We start from the raw sequence: 18,501 nt of genomic DNA, 5'->3' as shown, positions 1-18,501 counted from the left end.
GTTTTTAGTTATTTTTGCTTCGAAAGATATTCTATAAATTGTTGATTCAACATCTCGCACTCGTGTTGTAAAATTCCCGATTCAATTTCAGGTCTATTTCCCCATTTCGGAACATTTTCCGTTTCAAGAATTTTAAACTCCGAAGACTGCCCACCAACGAATGGAACGGAAACTCCAAAAACCAATTTCGCAATTTTATGGTGTCTGATAAGATAGGAACACATTATACATGGTTCGTGCGTGGTAAACATAACCGATTTTTCTAAAATATCTCGATAACCACTTTTCAACGCATCTTTTACTGCTAAAATCTCAGCATGCTGCGTAATATCTCCACTTGATTTTCCCGATTCAATACCTTTGCCAATAATTTTATCTTCAAAAACTAAGACAGAACCTACTGGCGGATTTCCTTTTTCCAGAGCCTGTTTTGCCAGTTCTATGCATTCAAGCATATATTGATTGTAATTTTCCATTTTTCCTTTTAATTAGATTCTGCACCTCTGTTAAAACTAACGGTATTCAGATAAATGTGAGGCGTAATATCCGTTTTATTCTTAAAAAGCCTTCTCTTTCTTATGCCACTTAATTTGCAAATTATTTAGATTTTCATTACCGATTTAAGGTATAATAAAAAGCAATTAGAGTAACTAATTGCTTTTGCTAAGTTTATATCCTATAGTTAGTTTATCTTATTGAATATTGATGACCATAAAAAGGTTACAAATATTTAAGATTTAAATTCTTGAAGTACTTCCTCAAGTAATAAGTTAAAACCTTCAGGTTTTTCTAGCATTGGATAATGTCCGGTCCCTTGTATAATTTTACAGCCAAAATCTTTAAAATATTTTTGGTTGTTTGTTATACTTGTAGGATTTGCGTCCGAATTAATTGCTCTTACTGGAATAGTTATTTTTTTAGCTAATTTTTGGACATCAACTTTATATAATGGTTCCAAAACAATTGAAGCAAATTCACCAGAGTTTTCTAGAAATTCTTCTTGTAATCGCAATTTTACATCATTTGGAGTTTCTTTTACAAATAGGAATTGTGGAAGTAGCTCTTTTACAGCCAATTTAAAATCTTGTCTGTAACTACTAAACATTAATTTCTCAGCTTGTTCAGGAGTAAAAATTTTGTCCAGGTCCTTAATTGTATCCACTAGAACCACAGCTTTAACAGCGGCTAGTTTGAGTGAGGCTTCCAGAACATATGGCCCAGACATTGAGTGTCCGACAAGTATAATGTCTTTACTATCTAAATCATTAACCACAGTAATTATATCTTCCGCGTAGTCAGTATGTGTGTATGTTTTTCTCTCTTTACCTGATTTCCCATGACCACCTAAATCTAGCCGAATAACCGTATAGCTATCATTAAAATATTGTTCTTGATAGTCCCACCATCGGAGATTTCCTAACCAGCCGTGAACAAAAACCAATGCTGTTGTACCATTCCCTGAAATATCGTAGTTTATAAGCGTCCCATCTTTAGAATTTATTAGCTTCTGCATAATACTGTAATTTGATCTTCTCAAACATAGTGATTCTCAAATAAATTTCATTTATCAAATACTAATAATTCGCTGATTTTACGATCAGTTCATTTAGTAAAACGCTTTAAAAAATAGTTTGTATATTGATTTCGCAAATACAATTGTCACCCGCCATTTCAATGAACGACACCGCTCAAAATAAAATACATATCGAAAGAACAATGGGAGTGTTCGTTGGACAGTTTAACGACAACGTTTTGCATAAACATTTTGCTTTGCAAATCAGTGTTGCTTCACAGGGAAAAATTAAAATCACAGAAGAGAAAGATAACCAAAATTCTTACTCGACTTGTTTCATTAACAGCAATGTACTACACCAATTTAAAAGTAATGAAACTTCGTTGATTATTCTTATAAACCCGATTAGTAGTATAGGTCATCAATTATACAATAAATACAGAAACATTAAGATTACGAGTTTGGATGAAGACTTTGAACAACTTGTAGAAATTTTTGCAGATTATTCACAAAATGATTCTGACTTTATCAATTTGACGAATAAGATCAACAATTATTTCGTAAACTTCCGATGCGAATGTGAACTTAAAAATCACTTTGAAGACGAAAGAATTTACAAAGCAATTCAATATTTAGAACAAAATTTTGACCGAATTGTATCGCTTAAAGAAATTGCGAATATTTGTTTTCTTTCCGAAGCACGTTTTTTACATCTTTTCAAAGAGAAAACAAATCTTAATTTCAGACGGTACCAACTTTGGAATAAACTCATAAAGTCATTACCTTACTTAAAAGAACATTCGATTACCGAAACTGCACATCAGTTTGGATTTACAGATAGTTCTCATTACAGCAGAACATTTAAAGAGACATTTGGACTCACGCCAAAATTTTTGTCATCGTTAAAATAGCCACTTTATACAAGTTTGTTTTATTGTTGCTGTCCATCTTTGTAGTGTAAAAAAGCAATATGAACAATTACCTTAAAGAGACTAAAATTCTTGACTATTCTCACGATTCGATTCAGAAATTAGTCAACGAGAGCGAATGGAATCAACTTGATATGATTTCAAGGATAAAAGCGATTTATAATTTTGTAAGAGATGAAATAAAATTCGGTTATAATCTTTCGGATAACATTTCAGCCTCAGCTGTTTTAAAAGACGGATATGGACAATGCAATACGAAAGCCACTTTGTTAATGGCATTATTGAGAGCTACCGAGATACCGAATCGTATTCACGGATTTACAATTGATAAAGCATTACAAAAAGGAGCGATTACGGGAATTTGGTATAAACTTTCGCCTAAAAACATTCTGCATAGTTGGGTTGAAATATTGGTCGATGAACAATGGTATTTTTTAGAAGGTGTGATTTTGGACAAAATATATTTAGCCAAGCTACAAGAGGAAAATAGCGATTGTAAAACTACTTTTTGTGGTTATGGAGCTTACACTGATAATTTTAAAAATCCGCCAATTGATTGGAATTTAAACAATACTTTTATTCAAGACAAAGGAATCAATCAGGATTTTGGTTTATTCGATACGCCTGACGAATTTTACGAACAACATCAACAAAAATTAAACGTTTTTGAAAGGTTTGTTTTCAAAAATATCGTTAGGCACAAGATGAACAAAAACGTTGCGAAGATAAGAAACGGCAGGTAACAGGCAGTTTGGTAAGATGCCGGTCTTTTGATAGCTGCCCAGCGGCAATAAGATTGAATCCACCGGGCAAGCTTAGGTTTATCGCAATAAAGGAGCTACTGTTAGGAGCGAGGTTCCATCGCGCCGAGCAGCCGCAGGTCGTCAGATGCCGGCAGTTCAAATACCTGCAGGTGAAAGTGTTTAATGGCAGCCAGTAGATGGTCAAAAATATCGGCCATCGTATCTTCGAAATAGGCCCATTGTGTCCCCTTGGTAAACATGTAGAGTTCCAGCGGAATACCGTATTCACTGGGAGCTAGCTGACGGACCAATAAAGTAAGTTCCTGATGGATATTGGGATTATGTTTGGCATAAGCGAGTACATAGGCCCTGAACAGGCCGATATTGGTCATCCTGCGACCATTGACAGGCGAGGAGCTGTCTGTATGCCAGGTTTTATTGTGCTCGGCAATCTCGCGCTCTCTTTTTTCGATATAGGGAGCCAGCAGCCGGATTGTTTTTAATGCCGTGATTTCCTCCGCACTGAGGTAACGCACCGAAGACATTTTAATGTTCAATGCCCGTTTTATCCGACGGCCACCGGTCTCCTGCATCCCACGATAGTTTTTAAATGAATCGCTCAGTAGGGTATAGGTCGGAATGGTAACAATGGTCTTGTCCCAATTCTGTATCTTCACATTGTTCAGGTTGATCTGCAGCACGTCGCCGTCCACACCGTATTTGGACATTTCTATCCAGTCTCCCACGCGGACCGAGTTATTCGCCGACACCTGAATACTGGCCACAAAGCCCAGGATAGTGTCTTTAAAGACGAGCATGAGGATGGCGGACGCCGCCCCAAGCGAGACCAGAAAGGACCAGGGCGAATTGCCGGTAAGCAGGGAAACGACCAGTGTACCGATCACAAAAATTAAAAAGATCTGTACCACCTGCAGGTAGCTGTCGATGGGTTTGTCCTTAAACGCACTTGCCTCACGAAAAATATCGCGGCAGGTTTTTAACAAGCTATTGGCCAAATGGTAGATGGTGAATAATACCACGATATCTAGAAATTTGACAATTGCCGCTATCAGCACCGGAAAACCAATGAAGATCACCGGAAGCAGCTGTCGTGTGAGCAGCACGAGTAGGGTACGGCTCACGCGTACATGCACCTTGTTTTCCAACAGATAATCATCCCATTTGGTCGAGGTCCGCCGTGCAATCCGGTTCAATGCGGAATAAAATATCTTGCGCATGATGTAATCGAGTGCATAAAGCAGCACCGCAAAAGCAAAAAGTAATCCGGCGGCCGTAACAATATGTGCCTGCTGCTCGGGTAAACCCAATTTGGCAAAGAGATTAAAAATGTACTGATAAATTGAACTTGATGATTGTTCACTGAAATTAAGCATGTTTAAATTTTTCATATGAACGGACAAATTTACGAAGAAATATAAACACGGATTTTGGCGTGGAAAATACCCCTTTAACCCAGCTTTTGTGCGTAAAGTTTGCTTATTGATTAATTTTTACGTATTTTTGTAAATTAATAGATAACCTGATGGCGAAAATTTTCTGTTTCGCGTCTTTAAAACCCCCAACGATTTGAATGAGATTAGTGTGATAGGTGGTGGGAGTTGGGCCACGGCCCTGGTTAAAATTTTGACAGAAAATAGCATTCATATCAATTGGTACTTGCGGCGTTCAGAGCAGGTGCGCTCGATAAACCGGGATGCTGTTAACCCTGACTACCTATCGTTTTTAAAACTTGACAATACAAAAATTTATGCGTCCGATCAGCTGGACGAGATCGTGGCCCGATCGAAAGTAATCCTTTTCGTCGTGCCCAGTGCGCATTTGGACAAAGTTTGCGCCGCAATACCCAAAGAGGACCTTGCCGAAAAGTTTGTGATCACCGCTATTAAAGGAACCGTCGGCCCGGACAACCTGCTCCCCAGTGCTCATCTCGCTAGGTATTTTGAATTGAAAGATTTGCAGCAGGCAATCATCGCGGGACCATGCCATGCCGAAGAAATCGCACGGAGCAAGAAAACCTATATGACCCTGTGCGGTCCCAATAAATCCTTTATCAGTAAGATTTCCAAGGGATTCGCTTCAAGCTATATGCAGGTAAACTATAACGCCGACATGCTGGGCGTGGAGTACGCCGCTATTTACAAAAATGTCGTCGGCATCGTCTGTGGCATGGCCGAAGGACTGCATTACGGTGACAACTTTATGGCGGTCATTGTGGCCAATGCGATTGACGAATTGGGGCTTTTGCTTCGTTCTCTTGGTGCGCCCCCCGATGTCCGGCTGGGCAGCTCCACCTATTTGGGCGACCTATTGGTGACGGGCTACTCCGCGCATAGCCGTAATCGGACTTTCGGTAAATACCTTGGCCAGGGATATTCGGTTTTCGAAGCTCTTCAACTCATGGGCATGGTCGCTGAAGGATATTTTGCAACCCGGGGGCTGATGGCGACGGTCTCGAGCCTCGGGCTCAATTTGCCCCTCTTACAGACAACATATCGTGTGCTATACAACCATATGGCCGCAATTGATGAATTTAAACTTTTAGAAAGGAATATAAAATATTATGCTATTAGCAACAGATTTAGATGGAACTTTTTTGGGTGGAAAGATGGAAGACCGCCTCAGATTATATAGATTGATAAAAACTAGCCCGAATATGCAGCTGGTCTTTGTTACCGGAAGAGGGCTGGAGTCGGTATTGCCGCTGCTGAGCGATCCGCTTATTCCGGTGCCGGATTTCATTATTGCGGATGTGGGCGCCACTGTCGTTAACGGCCATAGCCTGGAAGCGATTGAGCCGCTGCAGAGTGAGATCGAGGAAAAATGGCCGCAGACTTATGCCATCCGGGCGGCGTTGGAGGAAATACCGCAGTTGAATTACCAGCATGTACCGCAGCAGCGCCGCAGCTCCTTTTATTTTGAAGCCGGCGTGGACCATACCCTGGTGCAGCAGGTAGCGGACAGGTACGACTGCGACATCATTACTTCAGCCGATAAATACCTGGACTTACTCCCCAGAGGGGTCAATAAGGGGACGACATTAAAGAAGCTGGTTGAATTTTTGGCCGTTGAACCCGATGATGTGATGGTAGCTGGCGATACACTGAATGATCTGGCCTTGTTTGAGATCGGCTTTCGTGGTGTTGCTGTCGGAAAATCCGAGCCGGGGCTGCTGCAGGCTATTGAACAGTTGGATACAGCATACAGCGCAGAGGCCGCCGGAGCGGGCGGTATACTGGAGTATATGGGAAAATACCGCCCGTTTCAGCAGCTGATCCGCGGGGAACAAAAAGCGGTGCCTCAAAAAAGAAAATCCAAAAAATCAGATCAGCTGGTGATGGTGTATCATCGGCTTCCTTTTGAAAAGGAGTCGGTCAATGGTAAGACGGTAAGAGTAGCGCCCAAAAGCCCGAACGGCATCATTCCTTCGCTGCTGGGCTTATTTGAAAAGGGACGCTCCGGTCTTTGGATCGGGGAGGAAATCATCCAGCAGGACGGAAAGTCGGTCCCAAATCAGCTGGTGGACGAAAGCCGGTATCCTAATCTGGTCGCTTCCACCATATCGTTGTCAAAAGAGGATATCGATAAGTTCTATCGAGTATTCTCCAAAGAGGCATTCTGGCCAACGATCTTTTCCTTTGTGGACCGGGCAAAGTTCAACCACGAGGACTGGGAACATTATCTGATGATCAACAAACGCTTTGCTGAGCGGATTGCCCGCGAGGCCGACGAGGAGGCGCTGGTCTGGATCCATGAGTATAATCTGTGGATGGTGCCTTCTTTTTTAAAGACCATGCGCCCGGATCTGAAAATTGGCTTTTTTCATCATACGGCTTTTCCGGCAGCAGATATTTTCAATATTATTCCCTGGCGCAAAGAGATTATCGGCAGCCTGCTGCTCTGTGATTTTATCAGTTTTCATATCCCGCGTTATGTCGAGAATTTTGTGGATGTGATCCGTAGCCATACACCATTTAAAGTGGGCAAAAAAGTTGATGTCGCCAATCAGTTCCTGACCTATAGCTGTGCGCTCGGCGTCGATCAGATGACCAAGATCATAGAGGTGGATGGCCGGCAGATTAGGTTTGGCGCTCAGCCGGTGGGGGTGAACAGGGATCATATCGAACAGATTTTGACAGATGATAAGGTTAAGACCGAGATCAATGCCCTCAAAGAAAACAAAGCCGGATCGGGAATAACGCGTATCATATCCATCGAGCGCCTGGATTACGTCAAAGGCCCCTTGGAAAAAATCCAGGCTTTTGGTGAATTTCTGGCCGAATACCCAGAATTTAGGGGCAAGATCGAACTGGTCAATGTCTGTACGCCGCCATCACAGGGGATGACGATCTATGACGAAATCCGGGATCAGGTGAATCAGGCCGTGGGTGAGATCAACGGTAAGTATGCAACGATGAACTGGACCCCGATCCAATATTTTTACAGGGCCTTGCCTTTTGAGGAAGTGGTCAAACACTATGCGCTGAGTGATATTGCCTGGATCACGCCTCTGCGGGACGGACTGAATCTGGTCGCAAAGGAATACATTGCGACCCATGGGTTATTGGAGACTCCCGGGATTCTTGTGCTCTCAGAATTTGCAGGTGCCTCGGTCGAATTGCCTTATGCCATATTGACTAATCCCTATGACCGTAAGAGCATGAAAGATGCACTGTTGAAAGCCTTGGTCATGGAACCCGGAGAGGCTCAGGTAAGGGCGCGCAGGCTGTACGAGCATATTGAGCACTTCGATATCCATTACTGGGGGCGGGATTTTGTGAAAGAGCTCGAAAAATCGGGTAAAGCAATTGTTCATGAAAAGAAGTAACTGCTAATCTCAGGTGTCAAACGTGCTTTTTTAGCCATCTTAGAAAAAAAAATAGTAATCCGTGTTAATCTGGTTTCTTAAATAGAAGACAAAATAACGTTGAAAACGAAGCTACTGGATGTATCCCTTAGAAAATCCCTCTATTTTACAAACAATATTGTTTTAACGAGGGTTTTTCTTGAGGGAATAATTCAATAAAAAATAACGCACAAAGTCTCGAAGAAAAATAAAATATGATAAATACTGGTAATAATAATGAATTTCAAAATGCTTTCAGTGCAAGCTTCAGTTATTATTTTGACAATTTTGGAAATGAGGAGCAATTTTTTGATTCTGCCAAAAGATGGATTGATGATAAATATTTCTTGATTGTGTTTGGATGTTCAAATAAGGATCATCGTGGACAACATATCTTATTATTTTTCAGCAGCCAGTATTTTCCGGTTCAAGAAATAAGAGGATATTTTAAAGAAGGGGCTTATTTTGCATTCCGTTCAGATCTATTTACAGGATATAGTCTGCGAAATAAATTGAAAGAATTTGGGTTTCTAGAATACTCCATTCAGGAATCGATGATCTTATCGAATAACGATTATAGGCTTATAAAAAATATCTTTGAACTGATAGACCTCGAGACTAAGATGCCCATGAGTGAAACGCAGTCTAAAATACTTATTTCTTATCTTGATTTGCTTTTACAACATATGCAAAGGTTTTATCAACAGTTAATGGAAGATAAGCTGAATGAGTTTAGAGCGTTACAAAAAGATTTCATGAGCGAGCTGCACACTCTTTTTGATAGCAAAAGAAAATGCTTGTCCCTACTTCCTAGTTTAACATTATTGTCCAGGAAACTAAATTGTACAACACGATTTCTCAATGATGTTTCTTTAAAAACTTCTAAAAATACAGCACAGTATCATATTGATAATTTTATTGTTAAAATAGCAAAGGAATTACTTGCTGAAACTGATTTATCAGTAGCTGAAATCGCTAAAAAAATGCAATTTAATCAACCTCAGTCATTAACCAGACTGTTTAGAAAGAAAACAAGAATTAGTCCACTCGACTATCGTATATCAATTATATGACAAATTTATTCCCAGAGGAATCAGCATTAGCCTAGCCAAATCAGTTCATTGGTCAAGCCAATGAACTATATTGAGCAAAAATTGAGCATTCTGTTTTGCGGCCGGATGGTTCATTCCTCTTTTTTCACTTTTGATGCCATGGAGTTGTGCCGAAAAAGGAGCACCATCTCCGAATACCACAATTCTCCCTTTCCCGAACTGCAGGTAAGCACCGTTTGCAAACCCTTTGCCCGACAATCGGGGAATATTGTCTGGAATAGGCCTTTTTATCTGATTCGCATCATTGGGCAGGTAGATGTCATATTCTTCATTTAATAAAGAAATAATACGTGCCGTCGTTGGTACGATAAAGCCAGTTCCACCCCAGCACATAATACTGTCTATTTCTTTACCTGATCCAGTGGTTATAGAATTTGATAACAGTGTTTCTCTGTCCTTTGAAAAGATCTCGGGACGTCCATTCTTAGGTAAGGCAAAACCGTTCACGATATGAATACCAAATGCTGCACCGAGCGTTTGTACAGATCCGCCACAAGGCATGTGGTCGGTGACTAGAAATAGGCTTCCACCATCAAATACCCATTGGCGGAGAGTTTCTATCTCCTGATCGGTAAAGGCTGAATAGGTGGGTAATTTCCAGTTTTCCGGATTATATAAGGCATTTATGCTGATATAGATTTTTACTTCTTTTAATTGATCGTAAGAGATTTTTTCTTTAGCACTTCGGAGGCGATATCCATCAGCCTGAAGGAGATCTGAAAAAGGAGCGTAGGCTCCTCTCAAAGTAACCGGATTGTTGTGTGCCTCGTCAAATAGGAGTAGAGGTCCATCACCGATCCGGTGGTGCGGATCGGTGATGGGATAATGAAACTGTTCATCCGCCACCTGTTGGGCGCTAAGCTGAGCTGTACCCAGCAGCAGGAATAAGCAGGCAATAAATCTGTTCATAATATTTTTTTATTAGGATTATTGATCAGTTTTTAGCCAAAGATCATTTTCGAAACACTGCATCTGCTCTACCTTTCCATTGGCAACAGAAAATGTCAATGGAAAGGTGCCATCATCATTGAGGAAGAAAAATTCCGATCGTGGGGTAAATGAAATTGTTTTGTTATCCCACAATTGAGTAAGCGTTAGGCCTGTTGAGGAGGGATCTATTTGAATTTTAAAGTTGTTGTCATTTACTTTGAGGTAAGTTCCGGCAAGTTGTTTCAGTTGAGATGCGGTTAAACTCGCGATTTTAGTGGGGTCAAATGGCACACGCTCACATAAAATCCTACCCAGTATCTTGGTTTGGCTAAAATCGTCGGAATCATCCTTTAAAAATTCTATGGCATAGCCTTCGTTTTTGGATTCAAAATGCGTATCATCTTTACGGACCAGCTGATATCTTTTTTTCTGATCCCACAGCTGTGTCGCATACAGGTTGTTATCTTGCTCCTCGAAAGCAATGAAAGCTACTTTATTGGGTAGCTGGTAGTAGCCTTGAAATGATTTTAGCGGAACCAACTGTTGTTGCTGGGGCCTATCTTTAGGGCTGGGCTGTGCAAATGTATCAATCGAAGCAAAAAGACAACATGCTCCCACCAGAAGACCATATGTTGCTTTGGAAAATTGGTGGATCGCTCTCGAGTACCCGCTTGGTTTGGTGTATTGTATCATAATTTCTTTTGTTGATATGATACAAGAGTAGGTCTTTTTGATAGGCTAACCGTCCGAATGGATGCAATCGAACAAACTTCATTGTGTCGAGTTAGTTTGATTGTTTACTATTGACTTTCATATATTCTGTCGGCGTAATGCCTGTTGCTTTTTTAAAGCTGGCATAAAAGGTTGTTCTTGAATTGAAACCTGCCCTTATTGCGATTCCAAACATATCAAGTAGCTTGGCCTCTTCGGATAATAAAAGTTGTTTCGCTTCCTCCGTGCGAAGCTCGTTGATAAACTGGTAAAAATTTTTCTGCAGTCCATTGTTTATGATGTAGGACAGATCGTGCGGATTGATTCCGATATGCTCCGCGAGGGATGATAATGTTAAACCCGGGTCGAGATATAGCTTTTCAGCTGTAGTTTTCTGTAATAATTTTTCTTTTAATGTGTCTACCTGTTGTGCTGTAAGCCGATCCTCGGCTTTAACCTTTTTATGCTGCGCTTCGTTGATGAGGTTTTTTGTAGACTCAATTGTGTAAATTGACCGTTGTGTTAGCGTTGCGTACCCAAGTGCCACTGTGCCCATAAAATATAAAATTGGGGCGACAGCACTAAAAACTAAATGAACCATAGCGAGTAGACGGACAACAATCATCAATAACAGCGCAATCAATAGGTACTTTAACCAAGCCATGTTTATCTTTTCCGTATAGGAAGATAGCTGGCGAATGTTTTTCTGGTGTATTTTAAAGAGGTTATAACAAGCAATCCAATAAAAGATACATTGTGCAAAAAAGAAATATTTGATAGCAAAGATGATCCATTGCGGTAATTGAGGCGGATGGATGTGTCTATTAGAAAGTCCGGGTATTAAATAAATGATGGAGAAGAAAACGAAAGCGAGGAATGGAAAAAAATGTAGTCCCCAATACCGAATTTTTGCTGTTGGTTTGACCATGTAGTGAACGGCCAGGTAGAAGCAGGGGAGTGTAGCCCATCGCGGTAGTTCCAGCGTATGGATCAATCCCCCGCTCTCGATATGAAAACCTTCAAGAAAAAGCTGGGTAAATAAGCATGCCATCAAATAATACCATGTTCCAAGCCACCGGTCTGTGTGGGAACAACTGTGGTTGACACCCATAAAGAACAAGGTGCCGAGCAACAGAAATGCACCAGCCGAAAAAGCATGAAAGGTATAGAGTATATTGATCATGAGCAGGAGCAAGTTATCATTGTAACGTGAATTTAAACATAATTGATCAAATGGTGCTACATCATCCATATAGGTACCCCGATCCAACCATTTACGGATAGCGGGGCGACGAGTAAGCTTTTTTTTACAAATTAGCAATGATCTTTAGTGGTCTTGTCCGTGTCCATCCAAACGGATAAATCTGTTAGGGTTCCATGCGATACAATATCAAACTGCTGTGGAATGAGATTACTGATATAGATTGCTTTTTCGTTTTTCGGTTTATGCTTCGATCGCTTAAGCGGAGATAGTGATTTTATCAATGACAGCACAGTTCTCGATTATAGCTTATTGTTTCCATTTCACTTTTCCCTTATCGTCCAACATTTCGATAGAAGGGTTACCCAGACTGTCCACCTTTAGAATAATTCTCGGTATCTCATTGTTATCTTTCATCACCAAAGCAGCGTTCCCATTCTCGGTTAGTAGGTTTATCCGGTTAATATTATGCCCCGGTTTACCGGATAGATCTTTATCATTAATCAATAGACCAGCCCTGAAATAATTGTCGTGTTTATTATCCTGTGCCAAGATACCAATGGCATCGGCATTCTGATAATCAAATGCAAGTGCATTCAGGTTAGTCTCTTCATTATCAGTAATTGCCAAGCCACCTCTTTCGTCGCCATTTTTATCATAGAAAATCAGACCCGCGGGAGCGTAAGCCCTCTTATATGTGTTCCCTTTGATAATAGGTTGCGGAATGTTATCTGTGTTTGCAATAACGACACGATTTTTTCCAGATCTGTCCTTGATATCTATTCTTTCGGCGGTTAAGCTTTGCTTGTTGTTCAGAAAAAAGTAGACCACACAAGCCATCAGTACGATATTGGAAAGAATCAGCGCGGTTAGAAATATTTTTAGTGTTTTGGAAATTGTTTGCATAATTTAATTTCAATTGTTAATTATTACGTTCTCCTATTCCAAACTTCAATTAATAGTACGATGCGTTCTATTTCAAAGAGTTTAATAGCATACTTTATTGTTGTTTGATAATAAGTAAAAATAGAGAGTAATTTCGAAAACGCACTCTACATAGGTTGAGCGTAATGATTTTTTTATTTGGTTAGCCCTTTACGTATTCGGCTCAACTGTGTTGGGGTAATGCTCAGGTGCGAAGCAATATATTGTAGTGGAATTCTGCTGTCAATTCCAGGATGTGCCGCCAGCAATTTGAGATATCTTGTGGTTGCACTTTCGGTCAGTAAAGAAATTTCTCTTTCTTCATTAATGACTATCCATTTTTTCTCCAAATAGGCAATGTAAAGGTTTTTTAGTTCATCATTTTGATTAATAGCTGCTCTTGTTTGATGATAAGGCATACATACCACAGTAGTGTTTTCGATAGCTTGCAGTTTAAAATCGTTGGGCGTTTTTATTATTGCCGAAAATCTTGTGCTCGCAAAATCCCTCTCCAAATAAATCCATTTATTCCAGATAGCTCCTTTTTCATCAATAAAATAAGAGCTTAAGGCTCCTTTGCAAACAAAGAAAATGTCATTGGCAACACGCCCTTCTCGTAGTAAAACTTCATTTTTCTTGAACTGCTGAACATAGGCCGTTTCAGCAAACAAATCAAATGCCTTATCCGAAATGGGATATACGCTTGTAACAGCTGTTTTAAAGTCAGCAAGATATTTTTCTGTTTCTGTCATTTGCTTTAGCGGGCTTACATGATGCTATTACTTTCAAATAAATATAACGTATATTTTAAATAGCTAAAATTGATTTTTCTTCTTCTTTGGATATTTCGATATCAATGACCACTAGATATATAGGATAGATTTAACACCAAAAGTGGGGAAGAACCCTTTATTAGAAGTCTACAGCTAAGCCTCGTCCTTAAGGGAAAATCGGCATAATGATATTTTACAGATAATGATGAAGTCATAACGAATAATAAATGTCTCCGAACGAATTATAAAGTAGTCTTATACACTACAAAACTAACTGTAAATTGGTTTAAATAAGCTGATATGAGGTGGATGTTTTGCATATTAATTTTTGTGATAATGGAATTGGATGTGGCATTTGCGCAAGCTCATTTAAAGAATGGTGTGTATGAATTTGTCGATAGTATTTCATTGGATCCCCTTGGCAAGGGAAGAGAGAAAGTGCAAACCTTTGAAAAGAAAACCCTCATAAGAACACTTATTGTATTAAATGATACGATCTGCTATCGAATAGGAGAGCATACCCAAACGTTTGCAGTTAGTTTTGGGATGCAAGCAGATTATCTTTTGAAGCTTAAACATGTCAATAATGGATTCAGCGCTGAAAGCAAGGCTATCAAATTGAAGCTCGTTATCGTCGATGATGAGACTATTGGAGTGGAGGTTTTAGCGGGAAAGGCCAGGTATTTTTATAGTGGCGGTCAATATTTTACACGCGAGATCGCACTTCCACCGGAAAAAAAATACTGACTTTTAAACGGGGATTAATTCTCGAAGATATTAAAAATTTATGAAAGCAAGAGTATTAGATAATAAGATATACGCTTGTCTGTCGCCGAAATTGTCTTAACAATCAAATGATCTTTTACCAGATTTTTGATCGTACAGCTCAGGTAACCGTCATTAAGCCCTTTTTCTATCATTTCTTTGTTTTTAAAGTGTTTTCTTAGCGGATGTGACAGCAGTCAATTTTTTTAAATATACTTTTTAGTATATTTTATTTGTTTTTAAAATATACTTTTTGGTATATTTGTAGCGTAAATAATAATACAGATGTTGACAAAGGCAGAAAAAACAAAACAATTTATTCTTGAAACCGCCAGCCCGCTTTACAATGAGAAAGGGATATCGGGTGTGAGTATTGACGATGTTTTGGAAGCGACCAAGTTAACCAAGGGCTGTCTTTATGGGCATTTCAATGGAAAAGAGGATCTTTCGGAACAGGTTGTAGACTATTCCCTAAAAAAAATAACCGAAAGAGTGGCATCTATTGTATCAAAAGGTAAAACAGCGAAAGAGAAGATCTTTTTATATCTTGATTTTTATAAGAATCCGATCGATACCTATATAGCAGGAGGCTGCCCCATCTTTAACACTGCTGTTGAGGCTGATGATAATTTTCCATCGATAAAAAAGAAGGTTTCAGCAGTTCTGAACGCTGGTCAGATCGCTCTTTCAAATGTACTGGAAGAGGGGAAAATGAACGGTGAATTTTCAGAAAACCTAAATGCAGAAGTTTTTGCCTTTAAAATGTTTTCAGCGATAGAAGGTGGAATTGTTCTGAGCAGGACGATGGGATCGAGAAAATTGATGCTAGAACTTATCAAGGACCTTAAAAAAGAATTAGAGCAGTATATGCTGTAATTTTTTTTGAAACAAAATAGACTAAAAAGTATATTTTGAATATTAAACCGATGAATTGAAATATGAGCAACAAGTTGTTTGAAAGCTACGAGCTTAATGGTAAACGGTTAAAAAACAGAATGGTAATGGCTCCGATGACCAGAGCCCGGTCTGCCAACGAGGGTAATGTTGCAACCGAACTGACTGCGATATATTACGCGCAGCGTGCAACAGCCGGACTGATCATTACCGAAGGTACTTTTATCAGTGAGGAGGGTATTGGATTTATGAATGTTCCCGGAATCTATACCGATAACCAGGTTGAAGGCTGGAAATTAATCACTGATTCTGTTCATGATAAAGGAGGGAGCATCTTTGCCCAGCTCTGGCATACAGGAGCTTATTCTCATCCCGATTTGCATAAGGGCAGATTACCTCTGGCTCCATCCGATTTTAATCCTGGGCAGAAAGCATATACTTTAGAAGGCTTTAAACCTACCGTTGTTCCTCAGCCGATGACAATTGAAGATATCAAAAGGACAGTTAACGATTTTAAACAAGGAGCTATCAATGCTTTCCGCGCTGGTTTTGACGGGATAGAGCTTCATGGTGCAAACGGCTATCTTTTGCAGCAGTTTTTCAGCAAAAATGCCAATTACAGAACAGATGAATACGGAGGTTCTCCTGAAAACCGTGCAAGAATTCTTTTTGAGATATTAGATGCAATCAGAGACGTGGCCGATACTGGAAATGTCGGCGTGCGGCTCAATCCATCTCTGGACGGAATCATGGGGATTTCTGTGGATGATGAGACCATTGCGACCTATAATTATATTGTCAGCCTGTTAAATGATTATGATCTGGCCTACATTCATTTAATAGAGCCTTTCACCGATGTAACGGGTAATAAAAATGCGATTCAGCATGTGGCAAAGCATTTTCGTGAAATTTATAAAGGGACTATTATCATTAACCGCACTTTCAATAAACAGACAGCAGAACAGGTCCTTGAGGATGAGGATGCCGACTTAGTGTCCTTTGGCGTTCCATTTATTGCTAATCCAGATTTGGTTGAACGTTTTAAAACAGATTCTGCACTCAATATCCCAGATCAGGAAACTTTTTATACCCCTGGAAAAAAAGGATATACAGATTATCCATTTCTGAGCAAATAGAAAAACACTTAATATATCAACATTAAATAAAATTTTAAAATGAAAACAACAGGAAATACCATATTCATCAGTGGCGGTAGTGCCGGTATAGGACTAGCGATCGCCAAAAAATTAAGCGATGCCGGTAATAAAATCATTATCAACGGACGTAATAAGGAGCGCCTTGAAAAAGCGCAGACTGAGCTAAAGGATGCTATAGCAATTCAGGGCGACTTATCCATAGAATCAGATCGGATAAGAATCGCAGAAGAGTTGAAAACCAATTATCCTGATGTTAATATTATCGTCAACAATGCCGGTTCGGCATTTGCATATCTATTGAGCGAAACGGCAGGCGCTCACGAAAAAGCGATGATCGAGATGAATACGAACTATTTTGCGATTATTCACTTTACAGAATTAATGCTTTCTCACTTATTGGACAGAGAAGCCGCCGCTGTGGTCAACGTTTCATCAATTGCTGTCTACGGAAGCCATAAATTACTACCGACTTATGGAGCGTCCAAGGCAGCATTACATAGTTACACGACTGCACTGAGAAAGACTTATGAAGAGCAGCAAAATCTTCAGGTCTATGAGGTTTATCCGCCACTTGTAAACACCGATTTTTCTGCTGAAATAGGTGGAGCGGCAGGAATTGCGCCAAGTGAAGTTGCAGATGAACTGATTATCGGACTGGAAGGTAATCTGTTCGATATTCCTGTCGGTGAAACAAAGGTTTACGCAAATGCTATTGGAGAAGCTATGTCAAAACTTGCGCAGGCATAAATGCACGCTGAATCAGTCTTTTGAGAAATTAAAAGATTGGTTCAGTTTTTTTTGAATTTTTCGTTATGAATTTGAAAAATAAGATGATCCTGATAACGGGAGGAGGTACAGGAATAGGGTTGTAAGCTGCCTAAGACGGCCTATAATATAATCAATGCTAAAAAAGAGTATATAAAATTGAAATAATCATGAAAGCATTTCTAATTAATAAATATACAAAGGGAGGTCTGCTGCTGACAGATGTTTCTTTACCAAAAATTAAAGACAATGAGGTATTGGTGGAGATTTATGCATCAGGTTTAAACCTGTTGGATTCCAAGATAAAAACAGGGGAATTCAAACTTATTCTTCCCTACAAAATGCCGATTATTTTAGGTCACGATCTTGCTGGAATTGTAAAGGAAGTGGGAAAGAATGTGAAAAAATACAATGTTGGAGATGAAGTTTATGCTAGGCCGACCGACTTTCATATAGGTACGTTTGCAGAATATATAACGGTGAGGGAAGAAGATTTAGCCCTTAAACCAAAGAATCTTTCGATGGAAGAAGCTGCATCGGTTCCTTTAGTCGCACTCACAGCGTGGCAGGCTCTGGTGGAAATTGGTCAGTTAAAAAAAGGACAAAAGGTATTTATTCAGGCGGGGTCGGGAGGAGTCGGTACCATTGCGATCCAGTTAGCGAAACATCTTGGCGCAACTGTTGCGGCAACTGCAAGTGCCAAAAGTTTTGATTTCCTGAAAGAAATAGGTGCTGACGTCTTAATTGATTATAAAACACAGGATTTTGAAGCAATACTGCAAGATTATGACCTCGCTTTAAATAGTCAGGATAATAGAGCACTTGAAAAATCATTAAATATTTTAAAAGCAGGAGGCAGGGTCATTTCAATTTCCGGTCCGCCAACACCTGATTTTGCTGAAGCTATCCATGCGAATTGGCTGGTGAAGATGGTAACAAGATTTCTGAGCTTCGGGGTCAAGAAAAAAGCGAAAAAATTGGGTGTTGATTACACCTTTCTTTTTATGAAGGCAGATGGAAATCAGCTCAATGAAATTACAAAATTGATAAATGCTGGAATCATTAAACCTATTATAGACAGTGTATTTCCATTTGAAGAAACCAATAAAGCGCTGGAATATGTCGAAAATGGAAGAACGAAAGGAAAAGTTGTGGTCAAAATAAAATAAAAGTGAAGATCCAAATGAGGTAACAAAGTTGGCTCTAAGTCTGATTGGTGG

The 18,501-nt window shown here is 39.7% G+C and carries 19 protein-coding genes; 10 read left to right on the top strand and 9 right to left on the bottom strand.

The window, feature by feature from the left end; genetic code table 11:
• Window positions 1-8 precede the first annotated feature (8 nt).
• Together ACHWSC_RS15960 and ACHWSC_RS15955 are read right to left on the bottom strand one after the other, a co-directional pair.
• A complete protein-coding gene (locus tag ACHWSC_RS15960) occupies window positions 9-476 on the bottom strand; it encodes a nucleoside deaminase (protein ID WP_394677406.1) in 468 nt (155 codons plus the stop codon).
• A 254-nt stretch (window positions 477-730) separates the two neighbouring features.
• Complete coding sequence (locus ACHWSC_RS15955) at window positions 731-1,513, bottom strand: alpha/beta fold hydrolase (protein ID WP_394677405.1); 783 nt, start codon at window positions 1,511-1,513, stop codon at window positions 731-733.
• A gap of 161 nt (window positions 1,514-1,674) precedes the next feature.
• Here ACHWSC_RS15955 and ACHWSC_RS15950 point away from each other — a divergent pair, with 161 nt between their 5' ends.
• Both ACHWSC_RS15950 and ACHWSC_RS15945 read left to right on the top strand, forming a co-directional pair.
• Window positions 1,675-2,424, top strand: a complete 750-nt coding sequence (locus tag ACHWSC_RS15950) for a helix-turn-helix domain-containing protein (protein WP_394677404.1) — start codon at window positions 1,675-1,677, stop codon at window positions 2,422-2,424.
• A 59-nt stretch (window positions 2,425-2,483) separates the two neighbouring features.
• The gene (locus ACHWSC_RS15945) at window positions 2,484-3,185 is read left to right on the top strand and encodes a transglutaminase family protein (protein WP_394677403.1); all 702 of its coding nucleotides are present in this window, start codon (window positions 2,484-2,486) and stop codon (window positions 3,183-3,185) included.
• Window positions 3,186-3,286: 101 nt separating this feature from the next.
• Here ACHWSC_RS15945 and ACHWSC_RS15940 read toward each other — a convergent pair whose 3' ends face one another.
• Window positions 3,287-4,594, bottom strand: a complete 1,308-nt coding sequence (locus tag ACHWSC_RS15940) for a mechanosensitive ion channel family protein (RefSeq protein WP_394677402.1) — start codon at window positions 4,592-4,594, stop codon at window positions 3,287-3,289.
• A 178-nt stretch (window positions 4,595-4,772) separates the two neighbouring features.
• Here ACHWSC_RS15940 and ACHWSC_RS15935 point away from each other — a divergent pair, with 178 nt between their 5' ends.
• The 3 genes from ACHWSC_RS15935 (at window position 4,773) to ACHWSC_RS15925 (ending at window position 9,122) form a co-directional block, all read left to right on the top strand.
• Window positions 4,773-5,837 carry an NAD(P)H-dependent glycerol-3-phosphate dehydrogenase gene (locus ACHWSC_RS15935; protein WP_394677401.1) on the top strand — a complete coding sequence of 355 codons (1,065 nt, stop codon included), beginning with the start codon at window positions 4,773-4,775 and terminating at the stop codon, window positions 5,835-5,837.
• Complete coding sequence (ggpS, locus tag ACHWSC_RS15930) at window positions 5,767-8,031, top strand: glucosylglycerol-phosphate synthase (protein WP_394677400.1); 2,265 nt, start codon at window positions 5,767-5,769, stop codon at window positions 8,029-8,031. Before ACHWSC_RS15935 ends, ggpS begins: the two co-directional genes overlap by 71 nt.
• Before the next feature lie 233 nt (window positions 8,032-8,264).
• The gene (locus ACHWSC_RS15925; protein WP_394677399.1) at window positions 8,265-9,122 is read left to right on the top strand and encodes a helix-turn-helix domain-containing protein; all 858 of its coding nucleotides are present in this window, start codon (window positions 8,265-8,267) and stop codon (window positions 9,120-9,122) included.
• 45 nt (window positions 9,123-9,167) lie between these two features.
• Here ACHWSC_RS15925 and ACHWSC_RS15920 read toward each other — a convergent pair whose 3' ends face one another.
• From ACHWSC_RS15920 to ACHWSC_RS15900, 5 genes are all read right to left on the bottom strand, one after another.
• Window positions 9,168-10,070, bottom strand: coding sequence for a hypothetical protein (locus ACHWSC_RS15920; RefSeq protein WP_394677398.1), 903 nt, complete (start codon window positions 10,068-10,070; stop codon window positions 9,168-9,170).
• An 18-nt stretch (window positions 10,071-10,088) separates the two neighbouring features.
• Window positions 10,089-10,784 (bottom strand): hypothetical protein, encoded by a 696-nt coding sequence (locus ACHWSC_RS15915; RefSeq protein ID WP_394677397.1) that lies wholly within the window; start codon window positions 10,782-10,784, stop codon window positions 10,089-10,091.
• 91 nt (window positions 10,785-10,875) lie between these two features.
• A complete protein-coding gene (locus ACHWSC_RS15910) occupies window positions 10,876-12,123 on the bottom strand; it encodes a helix-turn-helix domain-containing protein (protein WP_394677396.1) in 1,248 nt (415 codons plus the stop codon).
• Window positions 12,124-12,312: 189 nt separating this feature from the next.
• On the bottom strand, window positions 12,313-12,909 hold the full coding sequence (locus ACHWSC_RS15905) for a hypothetical protein (RefSeq protein WP_394677395.1): 597 nt from the start codon (window positions 12,907-12,909) through the stop codon (window positions 12,313-12,315).
• A 173-nt stretch (window positions 12,910-13,082) separates the two neighbouring features.
• Window positions 13,083-13,679: a Crp/Fnr family transcriptional regulator gene (locus tag ACHWSC_RS15900; protein ID WP_394677394.1), complete on the bottom strand. Its 597-nt coding sequence runs from the start codon at window positions 13,677-13,679 to the stop codon at window positions 13,083-13,085.
• A gap of 357 nt (window positions 13,680-14,036) precedes the next feature.
• Here ACHWSC_RS15900 and ACHWSC_RS15895 point away from each other — a divergent pair, with 357 nt between their 5' ends.
• Window positions 14,037-14,447 carry a hypothetical protein gene (locus tag ACHWSC_RS15895; protein WP_394677393.1) on the top strand — a complete coding sequence of 137 codons (411 nt, stop codon included), beginning with the start codon at window positions 14,037-14,039 and terminating at the stop codon, window positions 14,445-14,447.
• 38 nt (window positions 14,448-14,485) lie between these two features.
• Here the strand turns inward: ACHWSC_RS15895 and ACHWSC_RS15890 are convergent, their stop codons facing one another.
• The gene (locus ACHWSC_RS15890; RefSeq protein WP_394677392.1) at window positions 14,486-14,620 is read right to left on the bottom strand and encodes a hypothetical protein; all 135 of its coding nucleotides are present in this window, start codon (window positions 14,618-14,620) and stop codon (window positions 14,486-14,488) included.
• A 130-nt stretch (window positions 14,621-14,750) separates the two neighbouring features.
• Here ACHWSC_RS15890 and ACHWSC_RS15885 point away from each other — a divergent pair, with 130 nt between their 5' ends.
• The 4 genes from ACHWSC_RS15885 (at window position 14,751) to ACHWSC_RS15870 (ending at window position 18,450) form a co-directional block, all read left to right on the top strand.
• Window positions 14,751-15,341: a TetR/AcrR family transcriptional regulator gene (locus tag ACHWSC_RS15885; RefSeq protein ID WP_394677391.1), complete on the top strand. Its 591-nt coding sequence runs from the start codon at window positions 14,751-14,753 to the stop codon at window positions 15,339-15,341.
• 62 nt (window positions 15,342-15,403) lie between these two features.
• Window positions 15,404-16,495, top strand: a complete 1,092-nt coding sequence (locus ACHWSC_RS15880; protein ID WP_394677390.1) for an alkene reductase — start codon at window positions 15,404-15,406, stop codon at window positions 16,493-16,495.
• Window positions 16,496-16,534: 39 nt separating this feature from the next.
• Window positions 16,535-17,263 (top strand): SDR family oxidoreductase, encoded by a 729-nt coding sequence (locus ACHWSC_RS15875; protein WP_394677389.1) that lies wholly within the window; start codon window positions 16,535-16,537, stop codon window positions 17,261-17,263.
• A gap of 188 nt (window positions 17,264-17,451) precedes the next feature.
• Complete coding sequence (locus ACHWSC_RS15870; protein WP_394677388.1) at window positions 17,452-18,450, top strand: NADP-dependent oxidoreductase; 999 nt, start codon at window positions 17,452-17,454, stop codon at window positions 18,448-18,450.
• The last annotated feature ends 51 nt before the right edge of the window (window positions 18,451-18,501 follow it).

Source organism: uncultured Sphingobacterium sp., assembly GCF_964277905.1.
In the GTDB taxonomy this organism is placed as follows: domain Bacteria; phylum Bacteroidota; class Bacteroidia; order Sphingobacteriales; family Sphingobacteriaceae; genus Sphingobacterium; species Sphingobacterium siyangense.
This window is presented reverse-complemented; position numbering and strand designations above follow the sequence as displayed.

What these genes read in the sequence shown, in the direction of transcription:
- ACHWSC_RS15880 (WP_394677390.1), top strand. Translation starts at nt 15,404, where the DNA reads ATGAGCAACAAGTTGTTTGAAAGCTACGAGCTTAATGGTAAACGGTTA.
- ACHWSC_RS15905 (WP_394677395.1), bottom strand. Translation starts at nt 12,909, where the DNA reads ATGCAAACAATTTCCAAAACACTAAAAATATTTCTAACCGCGCTGATT.
- ACHWSC_RS15945 (WP_394677403.1), top strand. Translation starts at nt 2,484, where the DNA reads ATGAACAATTACCTTAAAGAGACTAAAATTCTTGACTATTCTCACGAT.
- ACHWSC_RS15960 (WP_394677406.1), bottom strand. Translation starts at nt 476, where the DNA reads ATGGAAAATTACAATCAATATATGCTTGAATGCATAGAACTGGCAAAA.
- ACHWSC_RS15950 (WP_394677404.1), top strand. Translation starts at nt 1,675, where the DNA reads ATGAACGACACCGCTCAAAATAAAATACATATCGAAAGAACAATGGGA.
- ACHWSC_RS15955 (WP_394677405.1), bottom strand. Translation starts at nt 1,513, where the DNA reads ATGCAGAAGCTAATAAATTCTAAAGATGGGACGCTTATAAACTACGAT.
- ACHWSC_RS15890 (WP_394677392.1), bottom strand. Translation starts at nt 14,620, where the DNA reads ATGATAGAAAAAGGGCTTAATGACGGTTACCTGAGCTGTACGATCAAA.
- ACHWSC_RS15925 (WP_394677399.1), top strand. Translation starts at nt 8,265, where the DNA reads ATGATAAATACTGGTAATAATAATGAATTTCAAAATGCTTTCAGTGCA.
- ACHWSC_RS15900 (WP_394677394.1), bottom strand. Translation starts at nt 13,679, where the DNA reads ATGACAGAAACAGAAAAATATCTTGCTGACTTTAAAACAGCTGTTACA.
- ACHWSC_RS15875 (WP_394677389.1), top strand. Translation starts at nt 16,535, where the DNA reads ATGAAAACAACAGGAAATACCATATTCATCAGTGGCGGTAGTGCCGGT.
- ACHWSC_RS15920 (WP_394677398.1), bottom strand. Translation starts at nt 10,070, where the DNA reads ATGAACAGATTTATTGCCTGCTTATTCCTGCTGCTGGGTACAGCTCAG.
- ACHWSC_RS15895 (WP_394677393.1), top strand. Translation starts at nt 14,037, where the DNA reads ATGGAATTGGATGTGGCATTTGCGCAAGCTCATTTAAAGAATGGTGTG.
- ACHWSC_RS15870 (WP_394677388.1), top strand. Translation starts at nt 17,452, where the DNA reads ATGAAAGCATTTCTAATTAATAAATATACAAAGGGAGGTCTGCTGCTG.
- ACHWSC_RS15885 (WP_394677391.1), top strand. Translation starts at nt 14,751, where the DNA reads ATGTTGACAAAGGCAGAAAAAACAAAACAATTTATTCTTGAAACCGCC.
- ggpS (WP_394677400.1), top strand. Translation starts at nt 5,767, where the DNA reads ATGCTATTAGCAACAGATTTAGATGGAACTTTTTTGGGTGGAAAGATG.
- ACHWSC_RS15940 (WP_394677402.1), bottom strand. Translation starts at nt 4,594, where the DNA reads ATGAAAAATTTAAACATGCTTAATTTCAGTGAACAATCATCAAGTTCA.
- ACHWSC_RS15915 (WP_394677397.1), bottom strand. Translation starts at nt 10,784, where the DNA reads ATGATACAATACACCAAACCAAGCGGGTACTCGAGAGCGATCCACCAA.